Annotated in this window: 21 protein-coding genes; 9 read left to right on the forward strand and 12 right to left on the reverse strand. The window is 74.9% G+C overall.

Features of this window, described 5'->3' with window-relative positions; all coding sequences use genetic code 11:
• Window positions 1-20 precede the first annotated feature (20 nt).
• From ABZ459_RS19560 to ABZ459_RS19570, 3 genes are all read right to left on the reverse strand, one after another.
• Window positions 21-2510 carry a hypothetical protein gene (locus tag ABZ459_RS19560; protein ID WP_357971778.1) on the reverse strand — a complete coding sequence of 830 codons (2490 nt, stop codon included), beginning with the start codon at window positions 2508-2510 and terminating at the stop codon, window positions 21-23.
• 70 nt (window positions 2511-2580) lie between these two features.
• Window positions 2581-3186: a cysteine hydrolase gene (locus ABZ459_RS19565; RefSeq protein WP_357971780.1), complete on the reverse strand. Its 606-nt coding sequence runs from the start codon at window positions 3184-3186 to the stop codon at window positions 2581-2583.
• A 26-nt stretch (window positions 3187-3212) separates the two neighbouring features.
• Window positions 3213-4454, reverse strand: coding sequence for an MFS transporter (locus tag ABZ459_RS19570; RefSeq protein ID WP_357971782.1), 1242 nt, complete (start codon window positions 4452-4454; stop codon window positions 3213-3215).
• Window positions 4455-4588: 134 nt separating this feature from the next.
• Between ABZ459_RS19570 and ABZ459_RS19575 the strand changes: the two genes are divergently transcribed.
• The 3 genes from ABZ459_RS19575 to ABZ459_RS19585 all read left to right on the forward strand — a co-directional run bounded on the left by ABZ459_RS19575 (window position 4589) and on the right by ABZ459_RS19585 (window position 7334).
• The gene (locus ABZ459_RS19575) at window positions 4589-5539 is read left to right on the forward strand and encodes a LysR family transcriptional regulator (RefSeq protein ID WP_357971784.1); all 951 of its coding nucleotides are present in this window, start codon (window positions 4589-4591) and stop codon (window positions 5537-5539) included.
• 425 nt (window positions 5540-5964) lie between these two features.
• Window positions 5965-6567, forward strand: coding sequence for a cadmium resistance transporter (locus ABZ459_RS19580; protein ID WP_357971786.1), 603 nt, complete (start codon window positions 5965-5967; stop codon window positions 6565-6567).
• A 119-nt stretch (window positions 6568-6686) separates the two neighbouring features.
• Complete coding sequence (locus tag ABZ459_RS19585; RefSeq protein ID WP_357971788.1) at window positions 6687-7334, forward strand: hypothetical protein; 648 nt, start codon at window positions 6687-6689, stop codon at window positions 7332-7334.
• Here the strand turns inward: ABZ459_RS19585 and ABZ459_RS19590 are convergent.
• Window positions 7331-8092, reverse strand: a complete 762-nt coding sequence (locus ABZ459_RS19590; protein WP_357971790.1) for a hypothetical protein — start codon at window positions 8090-8092, stop codon at window positions 7331-7333. The two genes, ABZ459_RS19585 and ABZ459_RS19590, sit on opposite strands and share 4 nt — an antisense overlap.
• Before the next feature lie 147 nt (window positions 8093-8239).
• Here ABZ459_RS19590 and ABZ459_RS19595 point away from each other — a divergent pair, with 147 nt between their 5' ends.
• Window positions 8240-9223 carry a winged helix-turn-helix domain-containing protein gene (locus ABZ459_RS19595; RefSeq protein WP_357971792.1) on the forward strand — a complete coding sequence of 328 codons (984 nt, stop codon included), beginning with the start codon at window positions 8240-8242 and terminating at the stop codon, window positions 9221-9223.
• Between the two features lie 17 nt (window positions 9224-9240).
• Here ABZ459_RS19595 and ABZ459_RS19600 read toward each other — a convergent pair whose 3' ends face one another.
• Window positions 9241-10182 carry an AraC family transcriptional regulator gene (locus tag ABZ459_RS19600; RefSeq protein ID WP_357971794.1) on the reverse strand — a complete coding sequence of 314 codons (942 nt, stop codon included), beginning with the start codon at window positions 10180-10182 and terminating at the stop codon, window positions 9241-9243.
• 89 nt (window positions 10183-10271) lie between these two features.
• On the opposite strand from ABZ459_RS19600, the gene ABZ459_RS19605 reads away from it, so the two are divergent.
• The gene (locus tag ABZ459_RS19605; protein WP_357971796.1) at window positions 10272-11891 is read left to right on the forward strand and encodes a zinc-binding dehydrogenase; all 1620 of its coding nucleotides are present in this window, start codon (window positions 10272-10274) and stop codon (window positions 11889-11891) included.
• Between the two features lie 113 nt (window positions 11892-12004).
• Here ABZ459_RS19605 and ABZ459_RS19610 read toward each other — a convergent pair whose 3' ends face one another.
• The 3 genes from ABZ459_RS19610 to ABZ459_RS19620 all read right to left on the reverse strand — a co-directional run bounded on the left by ABZ459_RS19610 (window position 12005) and on the right by ABZ459_RS19620 (window position 14698).
• The gene (locus ABZ459_RS19610; RefSeq protein ID WP_357971798.1) at window positions 12005-13126 is read right to left on the reverse strand and encodes a prolyl oligopeptidase family serine peptidase; all 1122 of its coding nucleotides are present in this window, start codon (window positions 13124-13126) and stop codon (window positions 12005-12007) included.
• A 24-nt stretch (window positions 13127-13150) separates the two neighbouring features.
• Window positions 13151-13663, reverse strand: coding sequence for an RNA polymerase sigma factor (locus ABZ459_RS19615; RefSeq protein ID WP_357971800.1), 513 nt, complete (start codon window positions 13661-13663; stop codon window positions 13151-13153).
• 90 nt (window positions 13664-13753) lie between these two features.
• Window positions 13754-14698 (reverse strand): MerR family transcriptional regulator, encoded by a 945-nt coding sequence (locus ABZ459_RS19620; protein WP_357971802.1) that lies wholly within the window; start codon window positions 14696-14698, stop codon window positions 13754-13756.
• Window positions 14699-14927: 229 nt separating this feature from the next.
• Here ABZ459_RS19620 and crtI (ABZ459_RS19625) point away from each other — a divergent pair, with 229 nt between their 5' ends.
• From crtI (ABZ459_RS19625) to plsX, 3 genes are read left to right on the forward strand one after another with little or no spacing between them, the layout of a single operon-like run.
• Window positions 14928-16382, forward strand: coding sequence for a phytoene desaturase family protein (gene crtI / locus ABZ459_RS19625; RefSeq protein WP_357971804.1), 1455 nt, complete (start codon window positions 14928-14930; stop codon window positions 16380-16382).
• Window positions 16379-17278 carry a phytoene/squalene synthase family protein gene (locus ABZ459_RS19630; RefSeq protein ID WP_357971806.1) on the forward strand — a complete coding sequence of 300 codons (900 nt, stop codon included), beginning with the start codon at window positions 16379-16381 and terminating at the stop codon, window positions 17276-17278. The genes crtI (ABZ459_RS19625) and ABZ459_RS19630 overlap by 4 nt, the downstream gene beginning before the upstream one ends.
• Window positions 17275-18249 carry a phosphate acyltransferase PlsX gene (gene plsX / locus ABZ459_RS19635; protein WP_357971808.1) on the forward strand — a complete coding sequence of 325 codons (975 nt, stop codon included), beginning with the start codon at window positions 17275-17277 and terminating at the stop codon, window positions 18247-18249. The genes ABZ459_RS19630 and plsX overlap by 4 nt, the downstream gene beginning before the upstream one ends.
• A gap of 5 nt (window positions 18250-18254) precedes the next feature.
• On the opposite strand, the gene ABZ459_RS19640 is transcribed toward plsX, so the two are convergent.
• Complete coding sequence (locus tag ABZ459_RS19640; RefSeq protein WP_357971810.1) at window positions 18255-18962, reverse strand: spheroidene monooxygenase; 708 nt, start codon at window positions 18960-18962, stop codon at window positions 18255-18257.
• On the opposite strand from ABZ459_RS19640, the gene ABZ459_RS19645 reads away from it, so the two are divergent.
• The gene (locus tag ABZ459_RS19645) at window positions 18934-19542 is read left to right on the forward strand and encodes a glycerol-3-phosphate acyltransferase (protein WP_357971812.1); all 609 of its coding nucleotides are present in this window, start codon (window positions 18934-18936) and stop codon (window positions 19540-19542) included. The genes ABZ459_RS19640 and ABZ459_RS19645 overlap by 29 nt on opposite strands.
• Here the strand turns inward: ABZ459_RS19645 and ABZ459_RS19650 are convergent.
• Genes ABZ459_RS19650 through ABZ459_RS19660 form a run of 3 tightly spaced genes read right to left on the reverse strand, consistent with a single transcriptional unit; the run spans window position 19481 to window position 22838 of the window.
• The gene (locus tag ABZ459_RS19650; protein ID WP_357971814.1) at window positions 19481-20632 is read right to left on the reverse strand and encodes a glycosyltransferase family 2 protein; all 1152 of its coding nucleotides are present in this window, start codon (window positions 20630-20632) and stop codon (window positions 19481-19483) included. The genes ABZ459_RS19645 and ABZ459_RS19650 overlap by 62 nt on opposite strands.
• Entirely contained in the window at window positions 20629-22068 is a 1440-nt protein-coding gene (gene crtI, locus ABZ459_RS19655; protein WP_357971816.1) for a phytoene desaturase family protein, read from the reverse strand. Before crtI (ABZ459_RS19655) ends, ABZ459_RS19650 begins: the two co-directional genes overlap by 4 nt.
• A complete protein-coding gene (locus ABZ459_RS19660; protein ID WP_357971818.1) occupies window positions 22056-22838 on the reverse strand; it encodes a carotenoid biosynthesis protein in 783 nt (260 codons plus the stop codon). Before ABZ459_RS19660 ends, crtI (ABZ459_RS19655) begins: the two co-directional genes overlap by 13 nt.
• Window positions 22839-22936: the final 98 nt, after the last annotated feature.

The following is a 22936-nucleotide window of genomic DNA, read 5'->3' on the forward strand; positions in this document are numbered from 1 at the left end:
TGACGGGCCCGCGCCCGGGGTCAGCGCCGGGGGCAGGCGAACTCGTCGTGCGGGCCCCAGGTGGTCTTCACGTCGCCGCCGTCGCGGCGGCCGCACTCCATGGCCACCACCGGCCCTTGGGGGGTTTCCCGGAGGATGAGGAACCTCTTGTCGGACGGCACGACGGTCACCGCGCCCGAGGCGTTGCGCGGATCGCTCGGGTAGACGATCGTCCCCGTCGCGCCGCGCAGGCCGGCGTCCCCGCCGACGCCGAAGGAGGACAGGACCTGCACCGAGCCCCGTCCGCAGCCCGCCGCCTTGTTGAGCTGGCAGACGGTGTTGACGGCCGTGGCCATGGTCATGAGGGCGTCGTAGGCGAGCGGCCCGCGCCAGTGGTCGTACCAGGCGTCGTGGCCGTAGGCGGCGGAGTAGCGGGCGAGGTACTCCTTGCCCATCTCGTTCGGCGGCCTGCTGGGGAGCGCGTGCGCCGAGTAGTACAGCGTGACGCCGTCGAAGGACAGCTGCTGCGCGCGCGTCACCGTGGTGGTGACGTCGGCCCCGGCCAGCACGGTGAGGGCGCTCGGGCACGCGTTCTTGCCCTTGACGGTCTGCAGGAAGTCGCGCAGCCGCTGGGCCCGTCCCGGCCAGAAGACCAGGGTGCGCCGCGGGTCCTTGGCGACGATCGCGCAGGTCTCGTCGGCCAGCGCCGACAGGCTGTACACCGTCTTGCCGCCGGGCTGGGGGCTCTTGCTCGACGGCGAGAACCACAGCTGGGTGCTCGGACGGAACACGGCGGCGAAGTCGTCGCTGAGGGTCTTGCTGTAGTCGTCATCGGGGTCGCCGAGGATGACGGCCGACGCGGCGGGGGCGCACGTGCCGTCCCCGGCGGGGATGACGCCGGCGTTCCTGACGAAGGCCGCGATCAGCCGGGCCTGTTCCGGGTTGTCGTAGGAGACCTGGTGATACAGCGGGTGCGACTGGAAGGTCTCCGAGGTGGCGCCGATGCCCAGCATGGGCAGGCCGCCCTCGCCGAGGATCCGCTGGGCCTCGATCGTCTCCTTCCTGCTCTCGCCCAGCCCGATGACGCCGAGCACCTTCCGGTCCGGCTGGGCCGCGATCCGGCGCGCCATCTCGGGCGCCTTCGCGTACCCGGCACCGGCCTCCTGGACGTTCACCCGCACGAAGACGTTGCCGTCGTAGTTGCGCCGGCTGTGCGGGGTGGCCTCCGCCATGTCGTTCATCTTCTGCTGGGCCAGCCCGATCCCGCGCAGTTCGGGGAGCACGCCGTTGTACTCGGGGTGCTCGAAGGTGGCGACCCCGGAGCCGAGGTACACCACGGTCTTGACGGTGTATCCCTGTTTCTCCTTGGCCTCGACCCTGGCGTTCTCGGTCTCGATCCGCTGCTTGTCCGCGGCGTAGAGGTTCTGCGCCCCGGCGGCGTCCGGGACCGGGGCGGGCGGGCTCGCCGGGCCGGGCGCGGGCTGCGCGAGGCAGGAGGTGTCCGGCGGCCGGATCGGGGGCAGCCAGGGGATCGCGAGCACAGCCGCCAGGCCGACGGCGGCCAGGCCCTGCGCCACGGCCTCCGTCGCGGCGAGCCCGGGGCTGCCGAGCCGCACGGGGATCTTGGTCCGGCCCGCCAGGGTGGCGGCGTCGAGGCCGTCGGTCCCCTGGATGACGCCCTCCGTCGTGTCGAGGGCCGCCTCGCCGAGAGCGCTCGCCGCCCACCTGAGGTCCGGGTCGGTGGCCTTGACGTCCGAGGCCGGCGCGGCGATCACGACCGTGCGACGTACGCGGGTGTCCCGCGCGGCTTCGGCGACGCGGTCGGTGAGGGCGGCGTCGCCGGTGACGAAGAGCACGAACCTGCTCCGGCGACGCCGCCGCCACGGTGACAGCCTGGGGGTGAAGGCCGCCTCCAGGTCGCACAGAAGCGCCCGGAGCAGGGCTCCCTCCTGCTTCTCGCGGTCGGGACCCCACATGAGCCGGCCGGCTTCCGGGAAGAAGTCGGCCCTGTCATGCCCGATGTAGCCGGGGAACCAGGCGCGGGTCCGGCGGCGCCACGACCAGCGGAAAACTCCGCGGATCGCCCAGCCCGCCAGGACGAACAGGAGAACCTGGAAAAACAACGACAATCCGCCTACTTGGTTGGCACTCCGTACGAAATAGGCGAGATTTGGGTGAAGGTCGTGAAATGCCAGCTCTAGTGCGCCGGTTGCCCGTTCGCCATCCCTTATCGCGCTCAAGGCTCGATAACGAGGAAAACGTACTGTGCCCCAGCCGCGTGGCGTCGTGTTCCCCAGCTGGACGACGATCCCGCCCGGGCGGGTGGCCTCGTCGACCTCGGCGTACGGGACGAGGGGCCGGTCGTCCGCCGTGCGCAGCCGGCGGGCGAGCGCCTTGACCACGACGCCGGGGGCGGCCGCCCGGGTGCCCTTATAGATCTTCACGACGAGCGCCGGAGCGGTCCCGCGTGCCGTGACTCTTTCGTCGATCATCGAGGCGAACGCGTCGAAGTCGCCGTTCGAGGGAGCCATGCATCCAGTATTGAGGCCACGGGTAATTCGGCCCGCCCGCGATACGAAAGTGAAATCGAACGGTTGGCGGTCATCGGCTCTCGCGCAGGAGCGAACGCAGCCCGGCGGTGTCGATGACGTGGGCCGTTCTCGGGAACACGCCGCTCATCAGCGTCCGGTGGACGTGCCGGTCCGGGTCGGCGACCCCGTCCGACAGCACGTGCAGCCGGTAGTCGCGGTCGGCGGCGTCGGCGACGGTGGACAGGACGGCGCCGCTGGTGGTGAGCCCGGCGACGACCAGGGTGGTGATCCCGCGCTCCCGCAACCGGCGGTCGAGGTCCGTCGTGGACAGCGCGCCGACCCGGGTCTTACGGACGACGAGGTCCCCGGGTTCGGGGGCGACCCGCCGGTGGAAGTCGGTGCCGGGGTCCTCGTGGTGCAGCAGGCGTCCGCGGCCGATGAACGAGAACGTCGGGTTTGCGGCCGGGATCGCCGCCCAGTCGGCCTCGGTGAAGCCGAGCCGCACGTGGACGACGAGGGCGCCGTGCGCGCGCATGCCGGCGGCGGCGTCGGCCACCCGGGACAGCAGCGCCTCCTGCTCCTCCAGGCCGGGCAGCGAGGCGAGCACGCCCTGCTGGAGGTCCAGGACGAGCAGCGCGGCCGTCCGGGGATCGAGCTCGGGGGACGTGACGGTCATCGTTGTCTCCTTGGTGTTGAGGGGATTCAGGCGTGGGACGCCGGCACCGGCTCGGGAAGGGCCGCCGCGGCGCGCCGGGGCAGCAGCAGCGGGGTCGCCAGCAACAGCACGCCGGCCAGGCCGATGGCCGTACGGGGGCCGAGCAGGGCGCCCAGCACCCCCCACGCGGCCGTCAGCAGCGCGGTCGACGCCTTGGTCGTCACCGACCAGGCCGACAACGTGCGGGTGATCCGGTCGTTCGCGGTGCGTTCGAGGCGGTAGGTGGCCGAGACGGGGTTGAAGACGCCGCAGCAGAAGATGAGCCCGAGTTCGACGCCCATCACCAGCAGCAGCCCGCCGGTGCCCGGCCCCACGAAGGCCAGCCCGACGGGCCACACCGCGCGCAGCGTCCCGGTCACGACCAGGACGCGGTGCTGGCCGAACCGGGTGACCAGCGGACGGGCCAGCCGCGCCCCGAGCAGCCCGCCGACCGCGGGCACGGCGAAGGCGAGACCGTACTGCCACGAGGTGAACCCCAGCCGGCCGAGCATCAGGACGGCCAGCAGCGCGTCGGCGGCCATCAGCAGCCCGTTGAACAGGGCGGTGTTGAGGAACAGCGGGCGCAGCGCGGCGTCGGCGAGGATGTACCGCCAGCCGTCGAGCAGGTCGCCGGCGCGCATGCGCGCGGGCTCCCGCCGTTCGGGGCGCGGCTCGCCGCCGCCCGCCGCGCGGACGCCCAGGGCCGACAGCAGGTAGCTGACCGCGTCGGCCACCACCGTCGCGACCGGGCCGAGGAGCGCGATGGCGGCGCCGCCCAGCGGCGGTCCGACGATCGTGGTCGTCCAGGTCGTGGACTCCAGGCGGGCGTTCGCGACGAGCAGGTGCTCGCTCGGCAGCAGCGTCTTGAGGTACGCCCCGGAGGCGGCGCGGAAGGTGATGTCGGCCGCCGCCACCACGACCGAGACCAGCAGGAGCTGGACGAAGGTGAGCGCGCCGAACGCGAACGCGGCGGGGATCGTCAGCAGCGCCGCGAACCGCACCAGGTCCGCCCCGATCAGCACGGGCCGCTTGCGGCGGAACTCCACCCACGGGCCGAGCGGCACCGCCACGGCCGCGCCCACCGCCGCGCCCACGGCCGACAACGCCGCGACCTCCGCCGGCCCGGCGTGCAGCACCTGGACGGCGATCAGCGGGAAGGCGCCGAAGGCGAGCCACGTGCCGAGCGCGCTGGTGCCGTACGCCGCCCACAACCAGCCGAACCGGCGGCCCAGCCGGTGCCCGTTCCTCATGTCCGACGCTCCTCGTCATTCGCCAGTACAACCGATACGCGATCGGGAGCATCCAATCGGGCAAGCCAGTAGGAGATCAAACAACCGGGTGGCCCGATCCGCACAACCGGTGGTTGTGTCCGTAAGGTGTGCGCATGGACCTCGACATCGTCCGGACCTTCGTCGCCGCCGCCGAGGCGGGGCAGTTCCAGGAGGCCGCCGCCGACCTGGCGGTCACCCAGCAGGCCGTCTCCAAGCGCATCGCCGCCCTGGAACGCGACCTCGGGGTGCGGCTGTTCACCCGCACCCCGCGCGGCACGAAGCTCACCATCGACGGGCAGGCGTTCCTGCCGCACGCCCGCGAGCTGCTGCGGGTCGCCGAGCGGGCGGTCGCGTCCGTGCGGGCGGGCAGCCGTCCGCTGCGCGTCGACGTGCTGGCCTCGCGTGGCGTGGGGTCGGGCCTGATGCGCGGCTTCCATCACGCGTACCCCGGCATCGACCTCGACGTGGTGATGTTGTTCGACATCGACGCGGCCATCGCCGCCATCCGGTCCGGCACGATCGACGCCTCCTTCCGCGCCGTCGCCGTGCCCGGCCGGCCCCTTCCCGAGGACGTCGAGTCCGCCTGGGTGGTCGACGAGGCCCTCCAGCTCCTCACCGGCCCCGCCCACGCGCTGGCCGGCGCCCGCTCGGTGACCCTCGCCCAGCTCGCCGGACACCGGATCTGGATGCCCGGCCTCACCCCCGGCACGGAGTGGACCGCCTTCTACGACGACCTGGTCGCCGAGTTCGGCCTCACCATCGAGGCGACCGGCCCCAACTTCGGCTCCGACGTGCTCCTCGACACCATCGCCGACACCCCGGCCCTGGCCACGTTCATGGGTGACCGGACCCGGCTCGTCTGGCCCGCCGGTCACGGGCTGCGCCGCATCCCGGTGACCGGCCCCACGCCCGTCTACCCGCACTCGCTCCTGTGGCACCGCGACAACCCGCACCCGGCGCTGGCCACCCTTCGCGCCCACCTCGCCGCCACGGCGGCCGAGCGCCAGGCCGGGACATGGGCCCCGGCCTGGGCTCGGGCAGCAGGCGGCCGCCGGGTGGGCTGACCCGCCGGTTCCCGGTCAGCCTTCCTGAGGCCCCTGGGTGACCCAGTAGTCGTGGAGAAGGGTGTTCTTGGGGCACCACTCCTCCGAGACGGACGTGCCTCCCACCATGGGCCCGGGGCGCTCCGGCTCGATCCCGCAGCGGATGTGGACCTGGTGCCAGTGCTGGTAGGTGCCGGCCGGGCAGACGGACCGCGCCCCGAACTGCTCGTACCTGATGACGCCGCCGCCGACGCGGTGGATCTGCTCGCCCTGGCACGGGCCGTCCGCCGCCGCCCGCGGGTGAACGCCCGGCCCGGCGTGCGCCGGCCCAGCTCGGCCGAACCCGGCCGGACCCGTCCGGTGCGGGACGCCACGTCGGCGGCTCCCGGGCCCGCCTACGTCCCGATAGGGTCATCCGGGCATCCTCCGGACAGAAGGACCCTCTGGTGAACCTGGGCATCGTCGGGCAGGCCGCGGGGCTGTTCGCCGTCACCAACATCGACGACATCCTGATCCTGGCGCTGTTCTTCGCCCAGGGCGCGGGCCGGCGGGGCGTCGCCGTGCGGATCGTGGCGGGCCAGTACCTGGGCTTCCTCGCCCTCGTGGCGGTGGCCGTGGCGGCCGGCTTCGGGGCGACCTTCCTGCCCGGGTCGCTGATCCCGTACCTGGGGCTGCTCCCCCTCGCCCTGGGCGTCAAGGCCGCCTGGCAGGCGTGGCGGAACCACCGCGACGGTGACGACGGCGAACCGGACGGCGAGCCGCCCGGCGGCCCGAGGACGCTGGAGGTCGCCGCGGTCACCTTCGCCAACGGCGGCGACAACATCGGCGTGTACGTGCCGGTCTTCGCCACCGCGGGACCGGCCGGCACCGGCGGGTACGTCGTCGTGTTCCTCGTGCTGGTCGGCGTGTGGTGCGCGGCCGGACGGTTCTTCGCCACCCGTCCCCTGGTCGCCCGCGCCCTGAGCCGGTGGGGGCACGTCCTGCTGCCCGTGGTCCTGATCGGCCTGGGCCTGCTCATCCTCGTCGAGGGCGGCGCCTTCGGCCGGTAGGTCCGGGAACTTGGGCGCGGCTCCGAACCATCGGCCGGGCGGGGGCGTCCAACAAGATCACGGCATCGGAAGGGGGTCCGGATGTTGGTCCGCTCGGGCGGCGCCTCGGGGGCGCGGGCATGGTGAGGCGCGGACGCGCCGCTCGTCCGGCGCCGCGGATCGACGTGGCCCGCCTGCCCGAGGACGTCGTCGCGCTCGTCGACGCCCTCGAACCCGGCGAGAGCCTGGTCCTCACGCGTGACGGCGCGTCGATCGCGACGATCTCCAGCACCGTCGACGTGGTCCAGGGCGCCGTCGTCGACCGCGGGGCGCCGGACGAGCCCGACGATCCGCCGCCGGTCGGCCATGACGACGTGACGGTCGTGGCCACCGCGATGGAGCTGTCGAACGCCGCCCGGGTCGCGCTGTCCGACCGGCTCGGGGCCGACTACGTGGTGCTCGACATGCACGCCGCCCCGGCGACGGCCGACGTGCTGCTGGTGCCCGCCGGCAGCCCGCAGCTGATCGCCGGACTGCGGTCGATGTTCCCGAAGGCCCGCGTGGTCGTCACCGAGATCGAGGACCCGGAGCTCGGGGTCCGGTACCACGGCCCGGTCCGGCGGCTGCTCGACGCCGGCGCGGACGCGTACCTGCCGCCGGCGACCGTCCCGCTGCTGGCCAGGCAGCTCGACCATGTCCTGGGCCAGGGGCGCGAGCTCACCGGCGGGGCCACGGCACCGCTGCAGATCGCCCCGGCGGCGGACGGCGACCCGGAGGAGCAGGTCTAGCCGGGCGGCGGCTGGGACGGCGGTCCGAACAAGGTGGCGGTGTCGACGGTGGCGGCGTCGCCCGAGCTCGTGCGCTTGGGTTCGCCGTCGGCGCCGATGAGCGGCAGGTGGTCCGGGAGCCTGCTCGGGTCGACCGCGCCCGTGCCGGTGATCCAGGACGGGCGCGACGGCTGCGCCGGTGGCGTCTTCGCCTGGAGGCCGTACTTGGCGGTGAGCCACACGTTGCCCGACGGCAGGGAGCCGCCGTTCCAGCCGCCGTCCCAGACGTATCCGAAGGCCAGCGTCGCGTACCAGGCGGTGCCGCAGGGGGCGGGGTTGGACCCCTCGCCGCTCCACATGTACCAGTCGGCGTGCGAGGTGGTGTTGGGGGTGTAACGCCAGTCGGAGTCCAGGCCCAGGCAGGCGCCCCAGACCTGGGTGTTCAGGTTGTAGACGAGCACGACTTGACGTATCGCGAGATGGCCGGCGGGCACGGCCCGTCCACGGCCGCACGGGATGCCGTCGTTCGGCCCGAAGACGTTCGCCGCGGACGTCTGGTAGGAGCCGGCGTTGACGTGGGAGAGGTCCAGCATCTCGGCGTAGACCAGGACGCACAGGGAGTCCGAACGGTAGACCCAGTCCTCGTTGTGGGCCCCGTTGTCGGCGGCGTGGGCCGGGGTCGTCGAGGTGGCCGCGACCAGGAGGGCAGCGGCGGCGGCGCACAGGCCGCGGCGGGCCCGCCGGCCTGTCGTGCCGGACGTCCGGGGGTGTCTTCGCATGTTGTTCTCCTCAGCGGCGGGCGCGGGCCGTTCGCTGCCATGGTCGGGGCGCGCCGGGGTGCGCACAATCTCTTCGGCCGGGCACCGAAGAGCTCCCCCGTCAACCGGACGATTGCTTGAAATCGATCATCAGGCGACGATTGGCGCATGCGTCTCAACTTCCAGGTGGGCGACCTCGCGGCCACCCGGTTCGTGGTCTCGCCCCTGACCCACGCGATCTTCGCGGCCTTCAGCGTCCACCATCCCGACTTGACCGAGAAGGGCTCGATCTGGCGGGACATCGCCAGGACCGTGCCGCGCCGGACGCTGCCGCTGCTCGACATACTCAACCGCGGCGCCTCCCGCGTCACCCTGCACGAGGGGCTGGTCACCTCCGAGGTGGCCCCGCCGATCGAGACCGCCGCGCTCTCCGACGAGCTCGACGCGCTCGCCGCCCTGGACACCCCACCCGAGGAGCGCGAGTTCGGCGGCGACCTGTGGCGCTTCAGCGGGGTGCCGGGACGGCCCGACCTCGACATGGACCCGGCGCGGTTCCGCCGGGCCCTGGCCGACAGCATGTACGTGCTCTTCCACCGTTTCCTCGCTCCGGAATGGCCCGGCATGCGCCGGAGGCTCGAAACCCGCCTGGCCGCCTACCAGGAGACGGTGGCGCGGATCGGGCTCGGCTCCGCGCTCAGCACCCTGAGCCCGCGGCTGTCCTGGGACGGCGGCGGCATGGTCGTCGCGGGCGGCCCGCCGATCACGGTCGATCTGGGCGGACGCGGCCTGCTGCTCCATCCGATCTCCGGCGCCTCGCCCCGCTACCTGGGCATCGCCACCACCCGGGACCGGCGCAGCTCGGTGCTCACGGTCCCGATCCCCGACGGCGACCGCCAGGTGCTGCCGTCCCCGGCCTTCGACACGCTCGCCGCGCTGGTCGGGCGGGCGCGGGCGCGGGTGATGCGGGCCGTCGGTGGACACGGCTGCCGTACGGACGAACTGGCCGGGCGGCTCAGGGTCAGCGCCTCCACCGCCTCCGAGCACGTCACCGTGCTGCGCAACGCCGGGCTGATCGCCACCCGCCGCAACGGCCAGGCCGTCCACCACCACCTGACCGCCCTCGGCGCCCGCCTGCTGGCGGCCAACGGCTGACCCCGGTACGGACGGGCTCACCCGCTCCCGGGGGCCGGGCAGCCGACGCGGCGGTACTTGCCGGGGGGCATGCCGTACTCGCGTTTGAAGGCGTTGGCGAAGGCGAACTCCGAGCCGTAGCCGACCGCGGCGGCGACCGTGCTCAGCGCGGCGTCGGAGTCGCGCAGCATGCGCGCGGCCGTGCTCAGCCGCCACCAGGTCAGGTAGCTCAGCGGCGGCCGGCCGACGAACTGGGTGAAGCGGCGGGAGAAGGCCGCGCGCGACAGCCGGGCGCGGTGGCCGAGCGACTCGACCGTCCAGGGGTGGGCGGGATCGCGGTGGATGCCGTCGAGCGCGGCGCCGACGGCCGGGTCGGCCAGCGCGGCGGCCCAGTTGCCCCCCTCGCAGTGGTCGGCCGAGGCGTCGAACCAGGCACGCAGGATGTACAGCAGCAGCATGTCCAGCAGCGCCGGGACCACCAAGTCGGCGCCCGGCCGCGGGTCGTCGATCTCCTTGCCGAGCAGCTCGACGGCGGCGCGCAGGTCGGTGTTGCGGCCCAGCCCGGTGGGCAGGTGGATCATCTCGGGCAGCCCGCCGAGCAGCGGATGCGCCCGGCCGGCGTCGAGCCGGTAGCCGCCGCAGAGCGTCACGGTGACGGGCCCGGCGCCCTCCATCGAGGCCGAGGCGAACAGCTCGGCCGGGGCGTAGGGGTCGCAGTCGGGCTCCGGGAGGGCTCGGTCGGGCGAGTCGGCCAGCCCGTAGCCGTGGCCGTGGGGGAAGAACAGCACGTCGCCCGTGCCGACCGGGAACGGCTCGCCCTCCGGCGGGATCGCCCAGCACGAGCCGCGCAGCACGACCTGGAAACCCGCCGACCCGGGCACCGACGGGAAGCGCTGCCCCCAGGGCGCCGGCCACTCGACCCGCGCCGAGCGCGGCACGCCGATGCGCATGGAGGCGACCACGTCGCTCAGTACGTCCATGGCGGGAGTCTAGTGTGGAAGACGATCGCGTATTAATCCAGCACGCAGACTCATTGGACGCCTCATTGATGGCTCCTAGGGTTGACGGCATGACAAGAGTCCTGGTCAGCGGGGCGACCGGCACGATCGGCCGTCCGCTGGTGAAGCAGTTGAAGGAGGCGGGCGCCGACGTCCGCACGGTGACGAGGGAGCTGACCGACCCGGCCGCGCTGGCGCCCGCTCTCGACGGGGTGGACGCGGTGTTCCTGCTGTGGCCGTTCGCCTCGGCGGAGGGGGCCCGCGAGGTGCTGGAGCTGATCGGCGCCCGGCGGGTGGTCTACCTGTCCTCGGCCGCCGCGCGTCCGCACGAGGTCGAGATCGAGCGCCTGATCGCCGGGACCGCCCGGGAATGGACGGTGCTGCGCCCGCACGCGTTCGCGGCCAACGCCCTGCGGTGGGCCGGGCAGGTCCGGACGGGCGTCGTGCGGCAGCCGTACGGGGAGGCGGTCTTCTCCCCCGTCCACGAGCGGGACGTCGCGGCCGTCACGGTGCGCGCGCTGCTCGACGGAGGGCACCACGGCGCGGTCCACACGCTGACCGGACCGCGGCCGCTGACCCAGCGGGAGCAGGCGCGGTTGATCGGCGAGGCGATCGGCCGGCCGGTGCGGTGGGCGGAGGAGCCTCCCGAGGAGGCCAGGCGGCGGCTGCTCGGCCTGGGGTGGCCCGCCTCTGCCGTGGACGGCATGCTGAGTGCGCTCACCGAGCCGGGCCCGTCCACCCCGACCGTGGAGGAGGTCACCGGAGTGCCCGCGAGCGACTTCGGGACGTGGGCGAGCGAGCACGCCGCGGACTTCCTCGGCACCATGCGGGCCGCCCGCGTGCACGAGTACGGCGACGCCTCGGTGATCAGGGTGGAGGAGGCGCCGGTGCCGCGGCCCGGACCTGGCGAGGTGCTCATCGAGGTGGCCGCCACGTCGTTCAACCCCTCGGAGGTGGCTCTGCGCGCGGGCATGCTGCGGGAGGTGTTCGGCGGCACCCTGCCGCACACGCTCGGCTGGGACGTCGCGGGCACCGTGCTCACCGGGGCGGGCGACCTCGTCCCCGGCGACCGGGTGATCGGGCTCATCGACGGCGCGGCGGCCGGGTACGCGGTCGCGAAGGCGAGCATGCTGGCCAGGGCGCCGCGGCGGATCCCGCTGACGGCCGCGGCCGCCGTGCCGGTGGCCGGGCTCACCGCCTGGCAGGCGGTCTTCGAGCACGCCCGCATCGGCCCTGGCAGCCGGGTGCTGATCAACGGCGCGGGCGGCGGCGTCGGGCTGTTCGCCGTGCAGCTGGCCAAGCACGCGGGCGCGTACGTGGTGGCCACCGCCGGGCCACGCAGCGCCGCCGCCGTACGGGCGCTGGGCGCGGACGAGGTCGTGGACTACACCGCCGGCCCCTTGCCGGGCGGCAACGACGTGCTGATCAACCTGGTGGCCGACGTGCCCGCCGCGGTGACGGAGCTGGCCGAGGAGTTCGTCTCGATCACCCTGCCGATCGACCACCCGCGCGCCGTCCGGTTCGTGGCCCGCAACGACCCGGGGCAGCTCGCCGAGCTCGTGGCGCTGATCGACAAGGGCGTGGTGGACGTCGAGGCGGCCGTCCGCCCGCTGGAGTCGCTGGCCGACGTGCACCGCGAGGCCGAGCGCGGTCTCGTCCGCGGCAAGATCACGCTGACGCCGGGCAGATGATCGCGCCCGGTCATCCGGCCGCACCGCGCGCCGGGTCCGGGCGCGGGCGAGGAGGAAGGTGACCAGCGGGACGGCGACGACGCCCAGGTCGAACCGGCGTCCCGCCCGGGGGCTCAGGTCGGGGAGGCGCCCGGGGAGAGGAAGTCACGGACGAGGCGGTCGTAGCGGGCGCGGTCGACGTTCCACGCCTCCGTGTGCCCGCCCCGCTCGAACGGCTCGAACCGGATCTCCCACCCCAGCCGCCTGCCCGCGGCCACGAGACCGTAAGCCTCCTGGATCGGGTGCTCGGTGTCGGGAACGGTGTGGATCAGCAGGAGCGGCGGCCGGACCCGCGGCGGACGCCGGATCAGGCTGAGCCGGTCCGGATCGACCCCGGTACGCCACCGGACGACCTGGTTCGACAGCCCGGCCATGAAGGCGGGCAGGTGGTGGGTCCTGACGCCCTGTTCGGCGGTCATGCCGACGTCGATCATGGGGGCGTCCATGACGACCCGGTCGACCAGGGCCGCCAGCGGCGACCGGTCCAGGAACTGCCCGACGACCTGGCCGCCCATCGAGGTGCCGTACAGGACGAACCGCCGTGCCCCCATGGTCCGCGCGTGGCGCAGGGCGGCCTCCAGGTCGCGCCACTCCGAGTCGCCCAGGTGCAGCAGCCCGTCGGGTGAGGCGGGCGCGCCCTGGTCGTTGCGGTAGCTGATGTCCAGGAAGGGCAGCCGCAGCCCGTGCACGACGGGCAGGACCTTCAGCTCCGCCTTGCGCCGCCCGTTCTGGCCGTGGACGGCGACGACCCAGGTGTCGCCCTCGCCGGGCACGTACCAGGCCGGCGCGGGCCCCAGCTCGGTGGGCACCATGATCTCGGTGTAGCCGATCCCCCAGGCCACCTCCGGATCGCCGGGCGGCACGTTGCCGAACCAGCCGGGCGTGCCGGCCGAGGGGACGTGACCGCGCAGCACCTTGCGCGTCACCCGGTCCCCCGCGCCGGGGACGACGTCCCCGAGCATGGCGTACGAGCCGGTCCACTCCAGCCAGTACGTGCCCGGCTTGCCGGTCTCCGGTGTCCGCGTGAGCGTCACCAGGTCGCCCCGCACGGCCAGGACCTCGGTGTTGCCCGTGCCGTAGCGGACGACGCCGATCGACTGCTCGCTGCCGAACCAGGCCCCGGCCCCCGTCGCCCCCATGACGACGACGGTCGCCAGACCTGCGATCCACAGCCGCCTCTTCACCAGTGCTCGCATGTATACAGAGTAAACTATGGGCGTTTACGGCGTATACATCGGCGGCTCGTGCTGTTCCAGGAGGGCCGAGAGCCGGTGCAGCCCGCGCGAGATGCGGGCCTTGACGGTGCCGATGGGCACGCGCAGGTGGTCGGCGATCTCCCGCTGGGTCAGGTCGGCGAAGTAGGCCAGCTCGATGGCCTGCCGCTGGGCGTCCGACAGCTCGGCGAGCGCCCGGTCGATCTGGTCGCGGTCGCCGAGCGCGTCGGGCGCCGGCCGGGCGCGTCCCGGCAGATCGCCCGCCTCCTGCAGCGGCACGGTCAGCAACCGCCGCACCCGCAGATGGTCGACGGCGCGGCGGTGGGCGATGGCGAAGACCCACGCGGCCTGGCTGCGCCCGGGGTCGTACCGCCGGCGCGAACGCCAGACGTCGGCGAAGACGACCTGCAGCAGGTCCTCCACCTCCTGGGCGGGCACGAACCGACGCAGGTAGGAGCGCACGGAGGGAGCGTGCGTGCGGTAGCACTCGCCGAGCGCTTCCTCGTCACTGGTGTCCATGCGCCTGCCCCTCACCGCAAAAACCTATTCAAAACTTATTCATACCGAGGCACGGCAGGCGGTCACAAGCTCATCGGGGGAAAGGGCGGCTCAAATCAGGGTCGACATGACGCATGCGACGGCGTCGGGCAGCGTCGCCACCCGGACGACACCCGCCGGGGTCCGGCCCTGCCAGCCGCGCCCGCCGATGACGACCCGGCAGGCGGGACGCACTTGGGGCAGGGCCGCGAGAGGGGCGGTGTCGCCGGTCTCCGCCCGCTGCGACCAGACGAACACGGCCGCGGGGCCGAGCCGGCGCATCGCGTGCGCCAGTGCCGTGTAGGGGGTGCGGGCGCCGAGCACGCGGGTCTGCACGCCGCGTTCGGCGAGCGCGGCGGCCAGGGCGTGCACCGGAAGGCTGTGCTGCTCCTCCTCGGCGCACGCCAGGAGCACCGGCCGGTCCGCCCGCGGCGGCACGTCACCGGCGAGCCGGTGCAGCGCCGCCTGAAGGTGGCCGGACAGCAGGTGCTCGGCGTCGATGCCGGACCCGGTCGCGTCCTGGCCCCGGCAGACGGCGTCGAGCGCGGGCAGGAAGAGGTGCTCCCATGTCCACACCACGCCCTGCGCGGCCAGCGTCTCCTCGACCAGGGCGGCGACGGCGCGGCCGTCGAGCATGACGGCGGCGCGGGCCAGCGCGGCGACGACCTTCCGCGGCGCGGGCCGCCCGCCGGGAGGCTGCGCCGTCCGCCGGCCGGAGGCGAGGGGTGTCGTCCGCATGCCGGGGGGCTGCGCGGCAGGGGTGTCGGGCAGCGAGAGGGCGAGCCTGGCGGCCTCGGCCGGCACCAGGCCGGTGGCGATCAGGCGTTTCATCTCGGCCAGCCGCCGCACGTCGGCGGCGCCGTAGCGGCGGTGGCCCCCGGGGCTGCGGCGGCTGGGGCCCAGGCCGTAGCGCAGGTTCCAGGTGCGCAACGTCGGCGCGGGGATGCCGAGGCGCCGGGAGACGGCTCCGATGCCGAACCCCGCGTCCCCCTCGCTGACCGGTGTGTCCTCGTCCATGGTGTTCCCGCTGCCGCTCGACGTGTCCGACTATCTTTTCGCGGTTGAGGGGGTCCTTGGGCGCATGGCGGGGCGCGTCCGGCTTGATCCCGTTGTCCGGTGCCGTGCAACCGGGCGCGCTCCTGGCACGAAAGCTGTTCATAGCGACAGAAGGAGCTGCGTGCATGGACACGGTGACCTCGCAGGCCGGGCACGTGCGTGGGCCGGCCGACCGGCCGGAGGCCGCCCGATGAGCCCGGTGGTCGTCGTCGGGGCCGGGCTGGGCGGGCTGGCCGCGGCCGTCCACCTGGCGGCCGCCGGCCGTGAGGTCACCGTGGTCGAGGCCCTCCACGAGCCCGGGGGCTGCTGCGGCACCGCCCGTCTCGGGCCGTTCCGCTTCGACACCGGCCCCTCGGTGCTGACCATGCCGGGCGTGCTCGCCGAGGTCTTCGGCGCGGCCGGGCAGGAGCTGCGGCACTGGCTGCCGTTGCGCCGCCTGGACCCGTCCTACCGGATGGTCTTCGACGACGGCTCGCGGCTGGACGTCCTGCCCGAGCGCGAGGCGATGGCCGAGCAGGTGCGGACGGTGTGCGGGCCCGCCGAGGCGGCGCGCTACGACCGCTACCGCGCGCTGCTCGACGAGCTGTTCCGGGTGGAGTGGCCGACGTTCATCGACGCGGACGTGAGCCGGCTGCGCGCCCTGGCCCGGCCGGCCGCGCTGCTCCGGCTGGCCCGGCTGGGCGGCTTCCGGCGGCTGGACCGCCTGGCCGCCCGCCACCTGCGCGACCCCCGGCTGATCAAGGCCCACACCTTCCAGTCCCTGTACGTGGGGCTCGCGCCGCAGCGCGCGCTCGGCATCTACGCCGTCATCGCGCACATGGACACCGTCGGCGGCGTGTACTTCCCGCGGCGCGGCGGCATGCACGCCATCCCCTCGGCCATGGCGGCCCTGCTGGCGAAGCTGGGCGCCGACATCCGCTACGGCGCCCGCGCCGACAAGGTCGAGACGGACTCCGACGGCGTCACCGGGGTGCTGCTGGCGGGCGGCGAGCGGCTCGCGGCGCGGCAGGTGGTCGTGGCCTGCGACCGCCTGGCCGCCCGGCGGCTGCTGCCCGGCCCGGCGTCCGACTGGCGGTTGCGCCGCCCCCACCACTCCCCCTCCTGCCTGGTGCTGCACGTGGGCCTGGACCGTCCCCTGGACGGCCAGGCCCACCACACCCTGCATTTCGGACGAGCCTGGCGGGAGACCTTCACGGCGCTGGCGGCGGGCCGTCCGCAACCCGATCCCAGCCTGCTGATCACCCATCCCGAGCCGGACGGCGAGGCGGCGCCGCCCGGCCGGGCCACGCTCAGCGTCCTGGAACCCGCACCCAACCTGCGGACCGCAGACTGGGGCCGGTTGCGGCCGGAGCTGGAGACGCGGCTGCTCGGCCGCCTGGCCGCGCTCGGCCACGGCGACCTGTCCGGCGCGCCCCGGCTGGTCCTCGACCCGCCCGCCTGGGCGGCGCGCGGGCACAGCGCGGGCACCCCGTTCGCGCTGGACCACCGCTTCACCCAGACGGCGTGGCTGCGGCCCTCGGCCGTCGCCCGGCGGGTGCCGGGACTGCACTTCGCCGGCATGTACACCGCCCCCGGCGTCGGGATCCCTCCGGTGCTGATCTCCGGCCGGCTCGCCGCCGAACGCATCATGAAGGAGGCCCGTTGACGCTCACCGCCAGCTACGAACGCTGCCGACAACTCCACGCCCGCTACGGCCGCTCCTACTACCTGGCCACCCGCCTGCTGCCCCAGTGGAAACGCCGGCACGTGCACGCCCTGTACGGCTTCGCCCGCTACGCCGACGAGATCGTCGACTCCTTCACCATGACCGGCGACCGCGCCCGCGCGCTCGACGAGCTGGCCGCCAAGGTCGAGGCGGGGCTGGCCGGGGCGGCGACCGGCGATCCGATGTTGCCCGCGTTCCTGCACACCGTGCACTCCTTCGGCATCGACCACGGCGACGTCCGCGCCTTCCTCGCCTCGATGCGCGCCGACCTGTCCGTGCGGCGGTACGCGACCTACGACGACCTGCTGGGGTACATGTCGGGATCGGCCGCCGCGATCGGCACGATGATGCTGCCGGTGCTGGAGCCGGCGTCCGGCCACGAGGAGCGGGCCCGCGAGCCGGCCCGCCAGCTCGGCCTGGCCTTCCAGCTCACCAACTTCCTGCGCGACGTCGCCGAGGACTTCGCCCGCGGCCGGGTCTACCTGCCGATGGAGGACCTGGACAAGTTCGGCGTCGTGCCCGGCATGCTGGGCGAGCGGCGGACCCGGCGGGCGGTGCGCGACCTGCTGGCCTTCGAGGCCGGGCGGGCCCGCGAGCACTACCGGGCCGCCGACGAGGGCATCGGCCTGCTCGTCGCCTCCTCGCGGCCGTGCGTGCGCGCCGCCTTCGAGCTGTACGGCGGCATCCTCACCGAGATCGAGCGCCGCGGCTTCGACGTCCTGGCCGGGCGGGTGCGCGTGCCGCGCCGGCGCAAGGCCGCCGTCTTCGCCCGGCACCTGCTGGCCTCCGCCGGGTCGGGCCGGGCCGAGCGGCGCGTCCGCGTGGAGCTGCCGTGACCGGCGCGGCCCCCGTGGTCCTGGACGCGATGGGCGGCGACCACGGGCCCGCCGAGGTGGTCGCGGGGGCGGTGCTGGCCTGCCGCGAGCACGGCGTGCCCGTCGTCCTGGCGGGCCCGGCGCCGCGGCTGGACGAGGAGCTGCGGCGGCACGGCGCCGCGGGCGAGATCGCGGTGGCCCACGCCGCGGACGCCGTGCCCATGACCGAGCGGGGGGCGGGCGCGACCGCGATGGCCGCCTCAAGCCTGGCGATCGGCTGCGACCTGCTCGGACGGGGCGAGGCCGGGGCACTGGTGTCGGCCGGGTCCACCGGCGCGGTGGTCGCGTGCGCGGTGCGCGGCATCGGCCGGGCGGCCGGCGTGCTGCGGCCCGCGCTGGCCGTGGCGCTCCCGTCGCTGCCGGGCGGGGCGAGCGTGCTGGTGGACGCCGGCGCGATCACCGATCCGAGCCCCGCCATGCTGGCCCAGTTCGCGCTGCTCGGCGTGGAGTACGCACGGGCCGTGCTCGGCGTGGCCGACCCGGTGGTGGGGCTGCTGTCGATCGCGGCGGAGCCGGGCAAGGGCAACCGGCTGGCCCGGCAGGCCGAAGAGCTGCTGAGCGAGCTGCCGGTGCGCTTCCACGGGCCCGTCGAGGGGCACGACGTCCTGGCCGGCACGGTGGACGTGATCGTCACCGACGGCTTCACCGGCAACGTCGTGCTCAAGAACGTCGAAGGCTGCGTGCGCACGGCGCTGACCATGGTCGCCGAGGCCGGCATCGCCGCCCCCGACCGGCTCGCCGAGGTGGCCCGCCGCTACGACCCGCAGACGCACGGCGGCGCCGTCCTGCTCGGCCTGCGCGGCACCGTCGTGGTCGCGCACGGCTCCTCGCGGGCGGCCACGATCGCCCGCGCCTGCGTGGTGGCCCGCACGCTGGCGGAGCGGGATCCGGCGGCCGGGATCGCGACGACCGAGGTCACGGCGGCGGGATGAGGGGGTCAGCTCAGCGGGTCCCGCCCGTCCCAGCGGCCCTCGCTGGCATAGGGGACGAAGCGGGCGAACAGCTCTTCGGCGTACCAGTCACGGGCCCGTACCTGCTCGACGACCCGCCGGTGGGCCTGACCCCGGTAGGCGAAGTCCCGTACGGCCCGCCGGTCGCGCCACAGCGAGAAGGTGGCCTGCCGGGCGAGCGGCCACTCCCCCATGCCGACCGAGGCCAGGCAGCCGTCCTGCCGCCGCAGCAGCTCCTCGACCGGCGGGACCGACCGGTAGAAGGCGACCAGCCGGCCGGGCCGGATGGACGCCCTGGTGAGCACCGCCACCGGGCCGGGCCCGCCGTCGTCGCAGGCCGTCACGCCGCCGAACGGGTCACGGCCGCCCCACGCGCCGCGCGAGGCGAGCGGGGCCAGCCGGGTCTGCCAGTGCTCCGCCGACTCCTTCCGCCAGCGAGCGGCGATCGGCGAGTCGCGCAGGAACTCCTCCAGGTCGCTCTCCCGCCGCCAGACGGCGAACAGCGCCCAGCGCCGCAGGTCGGCGCCCAGCGACATCGAGCGTCCCCTGCCGGTGCCGAGCAGCCGCCAGAAACGCGGGCCGCCGGGACGGCGCAGCAGCGGCCGGTCGAAGGCCATGTGCTTCATCGCCCCCCTGCCGCCGTACCGGACGAGGTGGAACGACGCGATGGTTGAGGTGCTCGTCTCGGTCGTCATCGGCTACCTGCTGGGGTCGGTGCCGGTCGCGGTCCTGGCGGCGCGGGCGCACGGCGTCGATCCGCGCGACGTCGGTGACCGCAACCCGGGGTACTGGAACGTCAAGGAGCAGCTCGGGCGGTGGGCGGGCGTGCCGGTGTTCGCCGGCGACACGCTGAAGGGCGCTCTGGCCGCCCTGGCGGGGCTGCTGGTCGGCGGCGGCCACACCGCCGCCTTCGGCGTGGTGTCGGGGGCGAGCGTGGCGCCGGTGTACCTGGCGGTGGCGGCGGCCATGGCGGGGCACGCCTGGCCGCTGTTCGCCGGCTTCCGGGGCGGCCGGTGCGTGCTCACCTTCGCCGGCGGGGTCGCGGTCATCTGCCCGCCGGCGTTCGGGCTGGCCGTGGCGGCGCTGACGCTGGCGGCGCTGGCGACGCGGTCGTTCGCGGCGGGCGCGCGCCTGGCGGTGTTCGGGGTGCCGCTGCTGCAGCTGCTGTTCATGCCGGCCGAGCTGGTGGCGGCCACCGGCGGGCTCATGTGCCTCATCGGGCTGCGCTTCGGGCAGGCCGCGCTGGCCGGCCGCCGCCGCTCGCCCCACCGCTGACCCCACGGCTTACGCCGCCGCCGTTGTCGCCGTAGGTGCGTCCGCGCCAGCTACGCACCGGCCGTACGGTGGCCTGCGTCAGGCGGAACGCGGCCGCCGGGTCCAGCAGCGGCGACAGCAGCAGCCCCGCCCCCGGCCGCCGGTAGCTGCCCCGCAACGCGGCCGTCAGGGACACCCGCAGCCCCAGCAGCGCCAGATCCAGGCCGGTCGGCCGGCCCGCGGCCAGCCGCAGCACGGGCAGCGCCGCCGTCAGCCAGATGACCGCCAGGTCGGCCGCCTGCCAGCCGGGGCCGGTCACGTCGCCCAGCGGCAGCGAACGGCCCCACTCCCGCCACAGCTCGCCCGCCGAGTCGTGCATGTCGACCTCCAGCAGGCCGCCGGCGTCCAGGAAGCCCACCGACCAGCCCAGGGCGGCCAGGCGGCGGGCCAGCGCCACGTCGTCGGTCATCCGGTCGTGCACGAGCGCGAAGCCGTCCGCCGCGGTCATCCGGGACCGCCGGAAGGCCATGCACTGGCCGTTGGCGATCGCCCGGTGCGGCGGCGGCGGGGTCGGCGGGCCGACGGGGCCGAAGCGGTAGACCAGCGTCGCCAGCATCGAGGCGTGCAGGGCCTGCTCCAGCGCGCCGTCGCAGACGAAGCGGGGGCCGGCGCTGACCAGGTCGTAGCGGTCCAGGGCCGCGGCCAGCGCCCCGAACAGGCCGGGCGCGGGCCGGACGTCGGCGTCCAGCGTGACCACCACGCCGGCGCGGGCGGCGGCCACCCCCTGCCGCAGCGCCCACTGCTTGCCGACCCAGCCGGGCGGCAGCGGATCGGCGGTGACGACGGTGGCGCCCAGCGAGGCCGCCAGCTTCGCCGTGCCGTCCCGGGAGCCGTCGTCCACGACGATCACCTCGCGCACGCCGGGGGCGGCCAGCGCGGCGCGCAGGCACGGGCCGATCCTGGCCTCCTCGTCGCGGGCGGGGATCACCACGGAGACCGGCTCGCCCGCGACCGGACGGGGCCGCAGCGCGGGCAGCCGCCGCCGCCCCCGCGCGAGCCGGGCCGCCACGACGGCCGCCGCCACGCCCTGCGCGACGGTGAGCGCCCTCATCGCGAACCCCCCGCGAGGTCCTGGGACACCAGGCCGGCGACGATGCGGGCGCCCAGCGTCACCATCGGCAGCCCCCCGCCGGGGTGGGCCGACCCGCCCACCAGGTACAGCCCGCGTCTCGGCCCCCGGTTGCCCGGCCGGGCGAAGGACGACAGCCTGCCCCGGTAGGCGCTGCCGTAGATCGCGCCGCCCCAGGAGCCGTACCGATCCCGCAGGTCCGCGGGGGTGAGGACGTCGACGAAGCGCAGCCGGCCGGCCAGGTCGCAGCCGCGCCCGGCCAGCCGCTCCAGCACCAGGTCCCGGTACGCCTCGACCCCGATCCCCCACCGGGACGGATCCCGGGCGGGCACGTTGACCAGCATCGTCCAGTTCTCCGCCCCGGCCGGGGCCTGGGAGGCGTCGTCCACCGCCGAGCAGCCGACGTAGACCGTCGGGTCGAGGGGCGGACGCCCCCGGTCGAAGATGTCGGCGAACTCGCGCTCGTAGTCGGCCGAGAACAGCACCGAATGGTGCGGCAGCCCCGGCGTGCGGCCCTCCACCCCGGCCAGCAGCAGGAAGGCCGAGGACGAGGTCCCGAGCCGGGCGATCCGGCGCAACCGCCGCCGGTCCGGCGACAGGCGGCCGTACAGGGCGGCGGCGTCGGTACCGGCCACGACGACGTCGGCCCGCACCCGGCGCCCGCTCGCCAGCCGTACCCCGGTGACCCTGGACGCGTCGGCCTCGACGGCGGCGACGGGCTCGGACAGGAAGATCTCCACCCCGGCCGCCTTCAGCAGCAGCGCCAGGTCGTCGGCCAGCCGGGCCAGACCGCCGGGCGCGTACCAGACGCCCTGCCCGTGCTCCAGCGCCGGGACGCAGCCCAGCGCCGCCGGCGCCCGGTACGGGCTCGATCCGGCGTACGTGGCGTAGCGGCCGACGTACTGGTGGAGGCGGGGGTCGCGGAAGTGGCGCCGCGCCAGCCCGGCCAGGGTGCGGGCGGGGGCCACCGCGGTCAGGTCCGACAGCCGCGGCCTGCCCTGCCGCCGGATCGGCGGCCCGGCGAACACGGTCCGCTCCGCCGCCCGCAGGCAGCCCTGCGCCCAGTGGTGGAAGGCCGTCCAGGCCCGCCCCTCGCCCGGCGCCAGCCGCTCCACCTCGGCGGCCATCCGCGCCGGATCGCGGTGGGCGTCCAGGACCGTGCCGTCGGCGAAGCGGTACCGGCACAGCAGCGCGGGCTCGACCAGCTCGCGGTCCAGCCCCAGCTCGCGCAGCACGCGCGGCATGGTGAGCAGCGACGGGCCGAGGGAGAAGATGAAACCGTCACGGCGATGCTCGGCCAGCTTGCCGCCCAGCCGCGGCAACCGCTCGTACAGCCGCACCTCGTGACCCTGGCGGGCCAGCAGCAGCGCGCACGCCATGCCGCCCATGCCCCCGCCGATCACCGTCACCTCGGCCATGAACGCCTCCAGGCCGGCGCGGCGAACGCGCCCATCGTGATCCCTCCGGCGGCGGCGACCAGCAGGTCGGGTGGCTGGAACACCGCCGCGAAGCCCACCGTCTCCATCACCGCCATGACCGTGTACAGCCCCAGCAGCCCACGCGCCGGGGCGGTGGCCCGGACGATCCGCCCGACGACCACCATGACCAGCGCCGACACCAGCAGCCAGCCGGCGAAGTTGCTCAGCGGAACGCCGCGGTAGAAGCCCTCCCGCGCCCACGTCCACAGGCCGAGCCGGACCATCTGGGGGTCGAGGAACAGGTCCCACGCCGTCAGCGCGCCCGCGCCCGCGCACACCCGGGCCACCCCGCCGGACGGCACGACCGCGACCGCCACCGCGTGGGCCGCCAGCCCCATGCCGCCCCACGCCAGAACGACCACCACGGGGACCCCGGCCACCTGCGGCCACAGCGCGTCGCTGTAGCTGTAGGAGCCGAACGGGAACCCGGTCAGCAGCCCCGCCAGCTCGGCCGCGTACCCGGTCAGCGCCGCGCCGGCGAAGGCGGCCGCCGCCCTGGCCGCGCCCCAGGCGTCCGCGGCGAAGGCCAGGGCGCACGCCGCCAGCAGCACGACGATCACTCCGGTGAGCCGTTCGGGCCGCGCGGCCAGCCCGGACGCCACCTGGCAGACCATCATGGCCAGCACCGACAGCACGCCGAGCGCGCGTGCCGGCCGCAGCGCCGATCTCAGGGCCGCGCCCGTCACCTGCCGGCCTGGTGTGCGTTCCACATACCTGTGTTTCGCAGGTGCCGCCCGCGGGGTTGCACGTGCCGCGAGCCGGTACGGGATGAAGAGGATCTTTGTCGCGTTCCCCGCACACGACGGGT

It is taken from the genome of Nonomuraea sp. NPDC005692 (assembly GCF_040631115.1).
In the GTDB taxonomy this organism is placed as follows: Bacteria; Actinomycetota; Actinomycetes; order Streptosporangiales; family Streptosporangiaceae; genus Nonomuraea.

Bases quoted from the DNA above. Each gene is read 5' to 3' on its own strand.
- ABZ459_RS19610 (WP_357971798.1), bottom strand. From the start codon at position 13,126: ATGCGAGCACTGGTGAAGAGGCGGCTGTGGATCGCAGGTCTGGCGACC.
- ABZ459_RS19640 (WP_357971810.1), bottom strand. From the start codon at position 18,962: ATGACGACCGAGACGAGCACCTCAACCATCGCGTCGTTCCACCTCGTC.
- ABZ459_RS19605 (WP_357971796.1), top strand. From the start codon at position 10,272: ATGACAAGAGTCCTGGTCAGCGGGGCGACCGGCACGATCGGCCGTCCG.
- ABZ459_RS19575 (WP_357971784.1), top strand. From the start codon at position 4,589: ATGGACCTCGACATCGTCCGGACCTTCGTCGCCGCCGCCGAGGCGGGG.
- ABZ459_RS19645 (WP_357971812.1), top strand. From the start codon at position 18,934: ATGGTTGAGGTGCTCGTCTCGGTCGTCATCGGCTACCTGCTGGGGTCG.
- ABZ459_RS19615 (WP_357971800.1), bottom strand. From the start codon at position 13,663: ATGGACACCAGTGACGAGGAAGCGCTCGGCGAGTGCTACCGCACGCAC.
- ABZ459_RS19650 (WP_357971814.1), bottom strand. From the start codon at position 20,632: ATGAGGGCGCTCACCGTCGCGCAGGGCGTGGCGGCGGCCGTCGTGGCG.
- ABZ459_RS19595 (WP_357971792.1), top strand. From the start codon at position 8,240: ATGCGTCTCAACTTCCAGGTGGGCGACCTCGCGGCCACCCGGTTCGTG.
- ABZ459_RS19590 (WP_357971790.1), bottom strand. From the start codon at position 8,092: ATGCGAAGACACCCCCGGACGTCCGGCACGACAGGCCGGCGGGCCCGC.
- ABZ459_RS19600 (WP_357971794.1), bottom strand. From the start codon at position 10,182: ATGGACGTACTGAGCGACGTGGTCGCCTCCATGCGCATCGGCGTGCCG.
- ABZ459_RS19560 (WP_357971778.1), bottom strand. From the start codon at position 2,510: ATGGCTCCCTCGAACGGCGACTTCGACGCGTTCGCCTCGATGATCGAC.
- ABZ459_RS19585 (WP_357971788.1), top strand. From the start codon at position 6,687: ATGGTGAGGCGCGGACGCGCCGCTCGTCCGGCGCCGCGGATCGACGTG.
- crtI (WP_357971816.1), bottom strand. From the start codon at position 22,068: ATGGCCGAGGTGACGGTGATCGGCGGGGGCATGGGCGGCATGGCGTGC.
- ABZ459_RS19620 (WP_357971802.1), bottom strand. From the start codon at position 14,698: ATGGACGAGGACACACCGGTCAGCGAGGGGGACGCGGGGTTCGGCATC.
- ABZ459_RS19570 (WP_357971782.1), bottom strand. From the start codon at position 4,454: ATGAGGAACGGGCACCGGCTGGGCCGCCGGTTCGGCTGGTTGTGGGCG.
- crtI (WP_357971804.1), top strand. From the start codon at position 14,928: ATGAGCCCGGTGGTCGTCGTCGGGGCCGGGCTGGGCGGGCTGGCCGCG.
- ABZ459_RS19565 (WP_357971780.1), bottom strand. From the start codon at position 3,186: ATGACCGTCACGTCCCCCGAGCTCGATCCCCGGACGGCCGCGCTGCTC.